The sequence below is a fragment of the Spirochaetota bacterium genome, from assembly GCA_038043445.1.
Classification (GTDB): Bacteria; Spirochaetota; Brachyspiria; order Brachyspirales; family JACRPF01; genus JBBTBY01.
In genome coordinates, this window is the sequence record JBBTBY010000025.1 from 1 (window position 1) to 13,684 (window position 13,684).

The following is a 13,684-nucleotide window of genomic DNA, read 5'->3' on the forward strand; positions in this document are numbered from 1 at the left end:
ATGTGATAGACCTCAAGCGCAACGATGAGCTCGGATACCTGGCAATGGCGTTCAACGATATGACCGCGCGCATACGCGAAGCGCAGGCCGTTCTTGTCAAGCAGGAAAAGGAAGATGAGCAGATGCGTATCGCGGCGGATATACAGCGATCGCTTTTTCCCGATGCGCCGATCTCGACGCCGGTGTACGATGTCGCGTCGTTCACCAAGCCTGCCCGGACCATCGGGGGAGACTATCATTTCTATCGTCCCCTCGATGGGCAGAAGGTGTGTTTCCTTGTCGCGGACGTGTCCGGCAAGGGCGTGCCTGCTGCGCTCGTGACGTTCATGATAGCGACGATGATGCGCAATGCGCTCGCGAACGCGGAGCGCTATCGATATGATACCGGTGCGGTGTTGACCGAAGTGAATAAGATAATAGCGTCCGAAATGCTCAAGTATGAACGCTTTGCGACCATGATGATCTGCTTCTATGATATGCCCACGAGAACACTGAACTTCGTATCCGCCGGCCATGGACAGCTCTATATCTATCGCGATACCGCCGGGGCGTTCGAATTGATCGAGGACATGCAGGTGCCGGTGGGCATCAGCGATGATTCTGAATACACATCGGGGAACGTAACGCTCGGCCGCAACGATGCGATAGTGCTGTTCACCGACGGTGTCAATGAAGCGTATAACGTGAAGAAGGAAGAATACGGGGCTGAGCGTCTGAAGTCGGTGTTCCTTGCCAATCGCAAAGCTTCATCGGTCGAGACGTGCCGTATTTTTGCCGCGGACATCGCGGAGTTCTCCGGCACGGCCGAGCAGCATGATGATATCACCATGGTCGTGTTCCGGGTCCGCGCATGATACGCTTCGCGTACGCGGCGGCATGGTGCGTCGCCGTCGTTCTTTCAGCTGCGGACCGCGCGTTCGGAGAATCCCTGTTCCGCCTTTCCGGCTGGGAATATGAAAAGCCGGTGCTGTATTCCGGAAGCCCCAAAAAAGTTGCCGATCCTTCGTTCCTTGCGGCGATGGAACTGAACAAGAGGCCCTATCTCTTTTTCCTCGACGGCGGTCGATTGCAATTCGCCGGCTTTGCGAATGGCGCTCTGCGGGATGTGCGGACCATCGCTGCCGTTGAGCGGCTGTGCGTACCCGTCATACGTACGGATGGGCAGCGCCTGTACGCCCTCGTGTACGCGGCAGGCGCGTTCTCGCTCTATCGTCTGGACGAGAAGAAGGTCGAACTCGTCTTGACACGAAAACATCCGAACAACTTCAATGCGGATTTCTTCCTGCTGCAGAAGGACATCATCCTCGTGCTGGCGGAGGTGACGTCCGGTATCCATACCGCGCAGATGATATCGTACGACAAGGACACCGGCGCTGAGAGCGGTGTTGTCCCGATGCCCCCCGTTTCGGCGGACTATAAGGGCGTTTTTTTTCCGAACATCGTAACGGCTGACGATGCCTATTTCGTCGCGTACCTGGTGCGGCGCTATGATGAGAAGGCGCATCAGCTGAACGATACTGCGGTGCTCCTCAAGACGAAGGATGTGCGTACGCTTGACAGCGAGCGTCCGCTTGCCATTGTGCCCGTCGGCATGAACGATCATTCCCCGCGTTACTTCGTCCATGATAATGAGCACTATTTCATCCTGTCGCGCAAGCGGGAATCGTATTATATGCTGAAGCTTCTGCCGCTCGATCTTGCCATTGAATACGATCTGAGCACGAAGTTCCGGCATGCCGTGAACCCGGTGTTCTCTGCGCGGGACGGCAGGCTCGAGCTGTTCTACCTGTCCCGTTCGGGGGAGCGTGCGGAGATAGATCACCGCGTGATCGATCTGTCGCGGATACATGAGCCCGGGTATTTCTCGTACATCTCGACCAATCGGCGCGCGACCGATGAGTCGGTGGCGATACAATCGTTCGCTGCCGTGTGGGGCGCCGAGCGCTATCTTTTCTTTCTCGCGGGCGGTTATCTCTTCTGGAGCGGTGCGGACACTTCGGTCCTTCTACCGCCGATAAAAGCCGTTGAGCGCGTGCATCCCGACAGGAAGATCGCCGCCGATTTTTCCTGGGAACCGCCGGATGACCCGGCCGGCATCGAAGGCTATGCCTATGCGGTCTCCGCTGAACGAGATGCCGTACCCGCGTTCATGAACCTGTCCGCGAACGAGCGCTTCTTCTCCTCCGTGAACGGGACGAACGGGAACTATTATTTCCACCTGCGTGCCATCGATTCCCTCGGTAATGCGAGCGATACGGTGCATATACCGTTCCGGATCGCAACGGCCGCTTCGGCGCGCATGACCGCGACCGTGCTCACGCAGATGACCGCCCCGCGTCCGCTGTCCGCGTCGATCACTATCCCGCGCATCGCTGAACCGATCACGAACACGGCGGCCGTTATCCGTGCGCCCGAGACGAATACCCGTGCGGTACGAACATGGGCCGTTCTAAAAAGAAGCGGTCCCTCGGCGATGACAGAGGAAGGATATATCGATGCGCAGATAGCCGATTTCCTTGCGCTTGTCGAGAAGGCGCTTAAGAAGCGCGACTACTTCCTTGCCCGGTACTATCTTGACCGCATGGCGATCATTGCGCCCGAGCGGATCGAAACGCATCTGATAGGGCAGGTGATACGGCGTGCCGAGCAGGATATCTTTTTCCGGCATGATGCGCTCATCGCCGTCGGCGTATTTCTGTTCATCATCATGGGACTGGGGGCAGCGTTATGGGTCGCCGGGAGATTGTGACCGCGATAGCAGCGGCGTGCCTGTACTCCAGCATGCTCGCTGCTGCGGAGAACGTGCGCTATTATCGGACGCTCCTTGTGCATCCGTTCGAGAGCGCACTTGTGCGGGAGACCATGACGCGCTTGAGCATGCGCGGCTATTCTGAAGGGCAGTTCATCGAGCAGTTCGACTCGCGTTTCTTCCATCTCATCCCGCGTCCGGCGGATACGGTCACACGCATGGAGGATGCCCGGTATATCGTAACGGAATACCCCGCGCGGCATGAAACGCGTATCGAGGCGCGGCAGTCGAAATTCGTCATCGTGCTCACGTATCATCCGTTGGCGAAAAAGCGTCAGATAAAGGGGAAGACCATGTACTACCGGGATACGGTGCTTGATTCGGTCACGTATCGATACCGCGGGGATACGCTCGTCGCGGCGACATCGTCGCTGTTCGGCACCCGTGAGATACGAGAGTAAGGCGGAGAGGGCATGGTCCACATTCGGTCAATGATCGTTACCTGTGCCGCGGTGCTTGCCGCTGCCGAATGTTTCCCGCGTTCGCTCGAAGAGATAAAGAAGTCGGGTGTCATCCGATTCGCGGTGCGCGAAGAGCCGGCGTTCTATAACGTAACGAACCTGTCGGGTGCCGCCGAGGGACTGCACTATCAATTGGCGAATGCGTTCGCCCGTCGCCTCGGGGTCGCCCCGGTGTTCCGGACGGTGCGGTATGACGACTATTTCGATCTCCGTGACGGACGGTACCCGCGCATGCTCGACGCCGTGGATATTATTGCCGACAGCATTACGCTCTCTTCGAATGTGCCGTTCGCGGTCGTCCCGTTCCATCATACGAGCGCGGTGTGTCTGTACCGGAACACGGTACAATTCGAGGACATCACGGACCTGACGAATATGCGGACAACGGTCGTTGAAAGGAGCGGTGTGAGCGCCCTGGTGTCGAATATCAGCCGTGATGTCTCGAATTTCCCGGCGCTGCCCGTCGTACTTTCCGTGAAGGGTCAGGTGAAGGCGCTCAGCATCGGCAGCATCGACTATATCATCACCGGGTTCCCTGAGGCGCTCTTTCACGCATCGCGCGATAAGGGATTCAGTATCGATATGGACCTGCTTTCGCCGTACACGATGCAGCGCCCTGCCGGATGGGGGTGCGCGGCGGATGCGACAGCGATCTCAAATGAAATAGCGGATTTTCTCAATGTGATGCGGACGACCGGTATGCTTGAACGTATCTGGAGCGAACATCTGCATATCGGCTACCGCGAGTATCAGAACGTCGCATCCATCGGCACGTATGACCATTTTTCGAAGGCCGTCGATATGAGCTATCAGGAGCGTTATGATCAGTCTGTGGTCATACTCCGCACGGCTATCGCATCCAGGATATTCTCTGAAAAGAACAGGAAGCTTTACGACATAATCTATCTGAATTGGCTGAGGAAACTGAAAAAGGACACCAATGCAGCGTTCGAACGCGTGGATGAATATTTCGATACGCAGCCGACACGGTATTTCGTGACCAATTTCAGGGAGCGCGAACCGGAGATATACGATCCCTATCTGGTGCGGGTGAGAACGAACGTGAGCCGCGAGCTTTCGACGGATAATATCGACAAGGCGATAGCGGGGCAGCGTGTCGTGCTCATGCTCACGGAGAATGCCCCCGACGAACGGAAAAAATACGATGATATACGGTTCGAGCAGATCAAACGTGACACGGTCGGCACGAACACGCTTTCGGCGATCGATGATCATCTCGACGGGCGGCCGTCGGCGTATTTCGCGAAACGCTTCAAGCGCGATTTTCCGAACACGTTCTCCGACTATATCTTCAAGCTGAAAACGGAGCGTGAAGATGCGATATTGGATAATGATATCGATCGTGCGATACGCATACAGGAGCGCATGTTCGAGCTCGACCCCGGTTCCCTTGAGGAGAGCGAGAACCTCAATGTGCTTCGCGTGCAGAAAAAGAAGCGTACGCAGCCCGGTGAGCCCACGCCGGTAGCACTGCGGGATAATGCCCCGGACAATTTCGGGAACGTGTACTTCCTTGCGACGAACACGAATACCGGCCGCCCATCGGTGGAGATGCATGCCGTGGTCGATGCGTCGATGCCGGTCGTTGCCACAAACCTGAGCGAACGAGCGGTCGAGCTGGCGGAGGGGAAACGTTTCTTCGAGCTCGGCGAGAGCCTGTACAAGCAGAAAAAATATCAGGAATCACTGTCCCCGTTCGAAAGCGCCCGCAAGCTGAACTATAATCCGGAGAAGAGCGTCGAGTATGTCGCGCGCGTCAAGCGTATGCTCGAGGAGGACCATGTACGCACCCACGACGACCGTATGAAGAAATTCGAGGTGTTCTTCGAGCGGGCGATCATGGCGTATACGCGCCGTGAATATTCGACGGCCCTTGAGAACATCTCTCTCGCACTGGAGATATTCCCCGACAATCAGCAGGCGCAGAAATATTACCGCATCATCACCGATATACTCCGCATTCAGGGCGAGACGACCGTCGGTCCGGCATCGCCGTATTACCGCTACTTCATTCAGCGGATGGCCGCCGCTGATGAAGCGATAGCGGCACGCAAATACGATGCCGGGCGCACCATCGTGGAGGAGGTGCTCCTGCTGTTCCCGAACGCGGAGGCGGCTCGTGAAAAACTTATCATCTGTCTCTATAAGACCGATCCTTCGCGCATGAAGACCATACTCGACGATTATGCGGCGGACGCGAAAAAGCTCATCGAGCTCGGACGCATGCCCGAGGCGCACGCAAAGCTCACGTTCATCAAGAAGATACGCCCGGACTATCCCGGCCTTGATGCCGCGCTCAAGAGGTCCGCACCCGAGGAGATAACGCTCCCCCGTGAGAAAGAGCCCGCATCGTTCAATTATGCGGCGACAGTGAAAAGCGCTGCCGATGCTGCGGCGAACGGGAAGCTTGCCGAGGCGCTTGCGCTCTATCGCTCCGTGCTCCGCTATCGCCCCGAGGATTATAAGTCGCTCCTGGCCGCCAACCGGATAGAGAACCAGATAGCGGGCGGCGGCGGCCGCATCGCTGCGCAGGAGGCTGAAGGCCCGGGGCGCGAGCGTGCCGAGAACCTCTATCTGAAAGGGCAGTTCTATTTCCGGATACGGAATTACAACGAAGCGATACGCTATTGGGAGGAATCGTATCGGGCGGATACGACGTTCAAGAAATCGCTGCTCAGCCTTGAACGGGTGCGTCGGCTCATGGATTCCCAGTAGGGTCGCGGTGCATGCGGCATTTGACACTGTGTCCATTGCCGATTATACTGTGTCTGACCAGGCGTCGGAATGCTATTCACAACATTGTCTTGCTTGCGAGGTACAGCATGGAGATCCTATTCCTGAAGGAGCGGGGGGTCGATTTCGTGGTGCTCAACGGCGAATTGAGCCTTGAGAATTTTGTCGACACGCATAAGCGTATCGATGATTATTGTGCGGCGAATGCGGGCATCAAGCATCTGTCGATCGATCTCACGCATCTGACCTATGTCGATTCGAGCGGGCTCGGCGCCTTCATACGGGCGAAGAAGATGATGAGCACACGGGGGGCGAAATTCTCACTGTGCGGTCCGTCCGACCAGGTGCTGAAAGTTTTCCATCTCGGAGGATTCGATAAATTCTTCACCATATTCCCGAAACGGGCCGATGTGTGTTGACCGAGATGCTGCAGCGATGACCACGAAGTGGCAGGAGGAGTGCAATGAACGTTCACTATGATCTCACGGGTGATTCGGCGGCGATCATCTTCGAAGGCGATGTCGTATTTGACGATGTGGCGCAGCAGAGCGATAGTGTTTCCAAGATGAAAGAAGCGATCATTGGGAAAAAGCCGAAGAACGTCGTTATAGACCTGGCACAGGTGAAGTCGTTCGACTCTTCCGGCGTAGGGCTTGTGTATTCGCTTCGAACGAGCTTCTGCAGGATAGGCGCAACGGTGTCTTTACAGGCGGTGCCGGAAAATGTGAAGGAAGTGCTCAGGCTGGGCGGGTTATTGAAGGTGTTTTCGATTACATAGCCGATCTTCCTCAGCGTATAACGGTAACCGCGGAAAAATGCGTGAATTCAAGGCTTTTTCGCGTAAAATTCGTCTGAATTTATCCATTTTTTTGCTGCACTATTTTCGTTCCCACGCGTTATACTATAATGAAAGATATGCTGTCATGTAAGCGTTTTCAGGGAGGAAATTCCGATAATAGATTAAGAAATGAGTGAGCATAGTGCATAGCCTGTGATGCCGCGATGGCACCGCAGGTTTTTTGTGCTCTGAAGTTGTCCGGCGGGCCAGTTTATCCGAAAGTCGTGCAAAACTATTGAGCGGGGGAATGCTTGGTCGGTGGTAGAAGTCACTTAAAAGTCGGTTCTTTGCTCTGGGGTGTCCTTCAACGCGGAGCGAATGCGATCATGGCATATCGATCTATGCAATATCGCGGCTTTCGTATGCTGCGAAAAAAAAGTTCGCTGACGACCGCAATATTCTTCGTTTTTGTTGTGTGTGGGCTGTCCGTATCCGGGAATTCGAATCGATATATCTTCCCGACTAACAGCAATCGACTGATCTGGGTGTACACGCAAACTGCCGGTGTAGCGAACCCGCCGCCGACATTTCCCGCCATCACCGGCGAAACACTTGCGGATGTGAATGCGGCGAATGAGCATGACGCCGAGGATGGCATAACGAATATCATTCTGTCGGCGAATGCAACTGCATCCACGTTCCGTTTCAGGGTGAAAATAAATGAGGGGTTGAACCGCATCACGAACGTATACATCCGGTGGAAAGGCCTGTCCATCGGCGGGACCGGACAAGGCGTGTATGTCTATTCGAACGCGGGGTGGCAGTCTATCGGAACAGTGACCATCGACGTGAATACCGTGGTCCAAACCGCCATCACGAACAGGAATTACGCGCATTATGAGCGGACGAACGGCAGTAATTTCATCAATGCATGCATGCTGGGAAGGAATCAGGGGGGCGGGACGGATTATCTCGCCAGCGATTATTTCGAGGTCGCCACGTTCTATGAACTGACGCCGGATGTCGAGAACACGACGGGCGCGACGAACGTCGGTTCGAATTACGCGACGCTCAACGGTACATACGAGCATTCCGGTGATACGAATGTGCGCATTGTTCTTTACTGGGGAACGAACGACGGCGGAACGACCGCTGCAAATTGGCAGAACGCGCTCGACCTTGGATGGTACGGCTCGAATGCGATGGGCGGCATTGCAACAAATCTGTATGGTCTGTCCGAATGGCAGAAATATTATTACCGGGCATGGTCATCGAACGCCCATGGTGTCGCGTGGTCGACGAATACATCGAGCTTTACCACGCTGTTCTTCGTTGCGTCGAATGTCGGCGGCAGCGCCTATACGTCATTGCAGGCGGCCATCGATGCCGCTGCCGACGGAAGCGAGATACGTGTGCGCGGCACGAATCTCACGCGCATGTCGGGGCTGAACGCGTTCCCGGAAACGAACGGTATTTCGGTAATGGATAAAAATGATCTGAGGATCATCGGCGGATATGGTCCTGCGTTCTCTGTACAGACAGGATATACGACGCTTGATGGCGGCGGGGCATCGACCTATAACCGGCTTCTGTATCTTTCGAATGCATCAGGGCTGACCCTTGATGCATTCGTCATACGCGGCGGAGGCACCAACAGCGTCGTGACGCCCGTGCTGGACGGTACGGGGCTCGCTGCATATGATTCGCATCGTGTTGTCTTTACCAATCTCATCATCAGCAATTGCATATCGTCGAACGGCGGCGGTATGAGCCTGCGTGCGAGCTCGAATGCGGTCGTGCATGTAACGGCGATGCACAATTATGCGGCTCGATACGGCGGCGGTGTTATGTTCAATCGCATCACCAATGGCATACTCTCTGGGAATATCGTGTCGAACAATTCTGATTATGCCGGCGGCGGTGTGATGGTGCAGGGGAAGTCGAACACGCTATACGCGGCGGTCGTGAGCAATTCGGCGTACGATGCCGGCGGCGGGTTGTTCTTCTGGGGGAGCGACGGCGACCTGATATATTCTTCAGTCAAGTATAATGCCGTTCGAGGCAATAGTGCGACCGAAGGCGGCGGCGGCATCGGCTTGTGGGTGTGCACCAATGTTTCGGTGAGCGGGAATATTTCCGAGAACCAGAGCGCTACCGTCGGCGGCGGGATCTTTTCCTACAGTTCAAGCAATACGGTCATCAAGAGCTGCTTTTTCTCGAACAATATCAGCACGATAACGAATGCGACCATTCACTTCAACGGGCCGACGACAGCGGTCGCCCCGTTCATCGTATCGAGCAATGTTTTCCACGGCGGCGGGGTGAATGCGTATGCCGTTCTCGAATCGGTGGATGACATAGTGAATCAGACCATTGTTTCAAATGTGTTCTGGACGAATGCGATGCGATATCTCTATGGCGATCCTGCCAGCATCATTTCGAACGATCAGATAGCGCTTTTGAACGCAGCGAGTGCAAGGCATGATGCGTCCTCGGTAATTGATAATATTGTCATGCCCGGGGTTATAGGCGATACGCCTTTCATTGTTATTACGAACCCGGCGCCGCTGACTGAAGTGAGCGGTGTTGCCTCGTTCCAAGGGTCGAACCACAGTGCGGCATCGATAGCAGGATTCTGGTACAGCGTGAACGGCGGGCCGTGGAATGTGCATACACCGGATGTGAATTGGAGCATCCCAATAGACACATCGATGTACCCTTTGGGCATCATCGTTCTCGGGGTAAAAGCGATCTATACCGCAGGCCCGATAAGCGTTGCCTACTGTACGAATTTGAATGCAGCGGTCCCCGGTGAATCGAATCTCTATGAATTTCCGACGAACGATACGATACGCATATGGACATACACCAACGGCACATCGTTCGGGGCGACGCATCCGCCGGCAACGCTCGGGCCATTCGCCGGTGAGATACCGTTCGATATCAGTACGAACCTTGATAATATGGAGGACGTGTTTGCCGATGTGTCGATCGGTGATACGGCTAATTACGGCGGTTTCCGGCATGTCATTAAATTGAACGAGACATTGAGCCACATTACGAACATCTACGTTCACTGGAAGGGCTGGTGTTTTGAAATGCCGGGTGATGTGTGTATCTGGAAGAGTTCCACATCACAGTGGGTGAAGGGCGGGCGCATTCTTACGATAAACACCGAGGTCTCAACGAATGTGGGGCCGGCGGCCGACTATGCCGTTTCTGAGAATGGAACGAATTTCATTCATATAATCTGCAATGCAAAGGCTTCCGGCGGGGCGGGCCCGCTCCACAACGATTTCCTTGAGATGAAAACGTTCACCTGCCCGTTCCCGCTTGTCAACAATGCATCGGGGGCGACCAATGTATCCGACTCGTCCGCGGCTCTCACCGGTATGCTCGAATATGACAGCGGTCAGGCAACACGGGTGTGGATGTATTGGGGTACGAATGACGGTGGAACGGCGATAGCGAACTGGAGCAATGTCATCGATATGGGTTCGCTGTCTTCGGGCGGGTTCGCAACAAATGTATATGGACTTGCTCCGCTGACGACCTGTTATTACCGCTGTCTGGCATCGAATATATACGGTCCGAATTGGGCGACAGCCACCACGAATTTCATTACGCAGCCGGCAGGCGGTGCATCACCGGTCATCGCGTCCAATGCGACTACCGGACTGGCGTTCAATAATCTTCAGGATGCGATCACGAACGCGGCGGCAGGACACGAGATCCGCGTTCTCGCCACCAACCTCACACGTGCCGCGGGGCATCTCAATGCGCTGGCTAAAACGAACGCCTTGTTCATCACGAACAAGAATAATCTCACGATAAAGGGCGGTTACGACGCGCCGTTCGCTTCGCAGACGGGCAAGACCGTGATCGACGGCGGGGGGGCATCGTTCTTTAACCGTCTTGTATTCGTCTCATCGCTCACGAATCTTACCCTTGACGGATTTGTCCTGCGCGGCGGGGGTACGAATGCGGCGAGCGCTATACAGGATGGCACCGGTATTGTCGTGATGGCATCGACGAAGGTGCTCATCTCCAATTTCATTTTCAGCAACAATTATTCGACGAACGGCGGCGGGGCGGGTTTTGTGAACTGTACGAACGTTGCCCTCGATGCAGTGTTCATGAAGAATTATGCCCTCAATACCGGCGGTGCGTTGTATGATCTGAACGGCATGAGCAATACGATGCGCGGGACGTTCGCGAGCAATGCATCGTTCGCGACAGGTGGCGGGGTATACGTTCAAGACTCAGCGCACATTCGTATTGACGGCATCTTCGTGAGTAATTCCTCGCCGGTGGGGGGGGGGGGGTATGTCTTGCATCGTCATCGAACAGCACCATTGATGGGTCATTCGTAAGCAATACCGCGGCATCGTTCGCCGGCGGTGTCTATCTGGTCCGCAGCCGGGATAATACCGTGAACGCCACCTGTGCCTACAATTACGCAGCGACGTTCGGTTCCGGGGTGACCGTGAATGCGGGCATGAGCAATACGATACGCGGCGTGATCATGAACAATCAGAACGCCGATCAGGGTGCGGGCGTCATGCTGTACAATGCAACGAACACCGTGGTGAATGCGGTGATACGGGATAATGCTGCGGCGAACCACGGCGGCGGCATAGGCATACTCGGCGGGTCGAACAATGTCATGCAGGGGTGTGTTTTCTCCAACAATGTGTCGTCAGCTACGAACGCCACCATCTATCTGACCAACGTTACCGTGACGAACAATCCCTTCGCGGTCTCCAACTGCGTGTTCTACGGGAATGGCGGTACGACGCATTATGCGATATATGAGCATGTGAAGGACATCACGAATCAGACCATCATTTCCAATGCGTTCTGGACGAACACAATGTCGTATCTCTACGGCGATCCGACCGGCGCGATCACGACCGCACAGTGGGGTAATATCAATACGGCGAACACGACGAACGATGCGCTCTATCGATCGAACAATATCGTCATGCCGCAGTCTTTTATCGCAAAAAATATCAATTCCGGGTTGCAGTTCGGGTCGTTCCAATCGGCTGTCGATGCGGCGAATGCCGGTGATGAGATACGTGTGCTCGCAACGAACCTTACGCGCACGCTCGGATTGAATTCGCTCGCCGTCACCAACGGTGTGTTCATCACGAACAAGAACAATCTGCGGGTCATTGGCGGATATGATGCGGCATTCACAACGCAGACGGGATATACGGCGCTCGATGGGCTCAACGCATCGGCGATCTCAAACCGTATCGTGTTCATCGAGAACCTCACTAATCTGACGTTCGATGGTTTCGTTATACGCGGTGGCGGCAAGAATATCGGTACGCCGATGCTCGATGGCGCGGGTGTGTACGCCATGAGCGTTGGGCAGGCTGTATTTACGAACATCATCGTGAGCAACAACTATGCCGTATTCGGCGGCGGGGGTGTGTTCAACAATTGCACGAACACCGTTGTGGACGGGATATTTTCAGGCAATGTCGCATCGAACAGCGGCGGCGGTGTCTGCGTTATTGCCGGCGACAATGTCCGTCTCTCCGGGAGCTTGTCGAACAATTTTGCGTCCAATTCCGGCGGCGGGATCATCACGTGGATCAGCATCAACTGCTCCGTCAACAGTCTTGCCGTGAATAACACGGCAGCGATCGGCGGCGGGATAAATATTTACGGCTGTTCGAATACGATCGTCAATGCATCGGTGTCGAACAATCGCGCGTACGATGCCGGCGGCGGGGTATGCGATATCGTAGGCAGGAATAATATTCTCAGCGGGGTCGTGTCCAGCAATTATGCCGTGAACGCCGGGGGCGGCATCTATTTGATATCGTCTACGAACGTGACAGTGAACGCATCGGTAGGGAACAGCGCCGGTACGCTCGGGGGCGGGGTCGCCGTCATCCAGGGTATCAGCAATACGATCACTTCTTCAATAAACAACAACAGCGGCTATCTCGGGGGCGGGGTCGCCCTGCTCCAAACAAAAGACGTATGGGTGAACGGGTCGTTCTCCAGCAATTATGCCAGTTCCGGCGGCGGGCTCTATCTTTTTTATGCGACAAATACGTATGTAGCTGCCTCGATGGTGAGCAATACATCCACCGTGGGCTCCGCTGTCTTCATCGACACCAGCTCGAACAGCGTATTTTCCGACTGCTTTTTCACGAACAATGCGGCTGCATGGACGAACGCGGTCATTCATATGTCCAATGTCACTGCAAAAGCGGGAGCGATGATCGTTTCGAACTGCACCTTCTATGGCGGCGGTGCTAATCCCTTTGCTCTATTCGAGCAGCTGGACCCGGACGTATCGAACCATACTATCATCGGCAATAAGTTCTGGACGAACACGCTGAAGTACCTCTATATCGAGAGCGGTAAGCAGATAATATCGAACGACCGAATCGATATACTCAATTCGAATTCTACATGGCATGACGCGGCGATCGCATCGCGTAACGCCGTACGGCCGATCATTGTCATCGCAACGAACACGAATACCGGCGGCATCTATGATTCGCTGCAATCGGCCGTGGATGAAGCGAACGCCGGGGATGAGATACGCGTCCTCGCGACGAACCTTACGCGCGCATTCGGGTTGAACGCGCTTGCTGTTACGAACGGTTTGTTCATAACGAACAAGAATAATCTGCACATCTGCGGCGGGTATGATGCTGCGTTCACTTCTATCGCGGGAAATACGGTACTTGATTGCGGCGGGGCGGCCAGGAACAATCGTGCAGTGTACGTGGGAGATCTGAGCGGACTTGCGTTCAGTAACTTTGTGCTGTCCGGCGGGGGGTCGAATGCAATATTGCCGACTCAGAACGGCACGGGGCTGAATATATCGAACGCCCACCATTGCATCGTTTC

8 protein-coding genes are annotated in these 13,684 nt (G+C 55.1%); all 8 read left to right on the plus strand.

Features of this window, described 5'->3' with window-relative positions:
- Positions 1–854: SpoIIE family protein phosphatase (locus tag AABZ39_03645; protein ID MEK6793842.1), on the plus strand; the 854-nt coding region annotated here is incomplete at its 5' end.
- Positions 851–2,749, plus strand: a complete 1,899-nt coding sequence (locus tag AABZ39_03650) for a hypothetical protein (protein MEK6793843.1) — start codon at positions 851–853, stop codon at positions 2,747–2,749. The genes AABZ39_03645 and AABZ39_03650, both read left to right, overlap by 4 nt.
- Positions 2,728–3,210, plus strand: coding sequence for a hypothetical protein (locus tag AABZ39_03655; GenBank protein ID MEK6793844.1), 483 nt, complete (start codon positions 2,728–2,730; stop codon positions 3,208–3,210). Before AABZ39_03650 ends, AABZ39_03655 begins: the two co-directional genes overlap by 22 nt.
- A 12-nt stretch (positions 3,211–3,222) precedes the next feature.
- Positions 3,223–6,006 carry a transporter substrate-binding domain-containing protein gene (locus tag AABZ39_03660; GenBank protein ID MEK6793845.1) on the plus strand — a complete coding sequence of 928 codons (2,784 nt, stop codon included), beginning with the start codon at positions 3,223–3,225 and terminating at the stop codon, positions 6,004–6,006.
- Positions 6,007–6,113: 107 nt separating this feature from the next.
- Complete coding sequence (locus tag AABZ39_03665; protein ID MEK6793846.1) at positions 6,114–6,443, plus strand: STAS domain-containing protein; 330 nt, start codon at positions 6,114–6,116, stop codon at positions 6,441–6,443.
- A gap of 44 nt (positions 6,444–6,487) precedes the next feature.
- Positions 6,488–6,802, plus strand: a complete 315-nt coding sequence (locus AABZ39_03670; protein ID MEK6793847.1) for an STAS domain-containing protein — start codon at positions 6,488–6,490, stop codon at positions 6,800–6,802.
- Positions 6,803–7,347: 545 nt separating this feature from the next.
- Positions 7,348–11,175 carry a hypothetical protein gene (locus AABZ39_03675; protein ID MEK6793848.1) on the plus strand — a complete coding sequence of 1,276 codons (3,828 nt, stop codon included), beginning with the start codon at positions 7,348–7,350 and terminating at the stop codon, positions 11,173–11,175.
- A 59-nt stretch (positions 11,176–11,234) separates the two neighbouring features.
- The coding region (locus AABZ39_03680; GenBank protein ID MEK6793849.1) for a hypothetical protein at positions 11,235–13,684 on the plus strand (2,450 nt) is incomplete at its 3' end.

What these genes read in the sequence shown, in the direction of transcription:
- AABZ39_03650 (MEK6793843.1), top strand. Translation starts at nt 851, where the DNA reads ATGATACGCTTCGCGTACGCGGCGGCATGGTGCGTCGCCGTCGTTCTT.
- AABZ39_03655 (MEK6793844.1), top strand. Translation starts at nt 2,728, where the DNA reads ATGGGTCGCCGGGAGATTGTGACCGCGATAGCAGCGGCGTGCCTGTAC.
- AABZ39_03660 (MEK6793845.1), top strand. Translation starts at nt 3,223, where the DNA reads ATGGTCCACATTCGGTCAATGATCGTTACCTGTGCCGCGGTGCTTGCC.
- AABZ39_03665 (MEK6793846.1), top strand. Translation starts at nt 6,114, where the DNA reads ATGGAGATCCTATTCCTGAAGGAGCGGGGGGTCGATTTCGTGGTGCTC.
- AABZ39_03670 (MEK6793847.1), top strand. Translation starts at nt 6,488, where the DNA reads ATGAACGTTCACTATGATCTCACGGGTGATTCGGCGGCGATCATCTTC.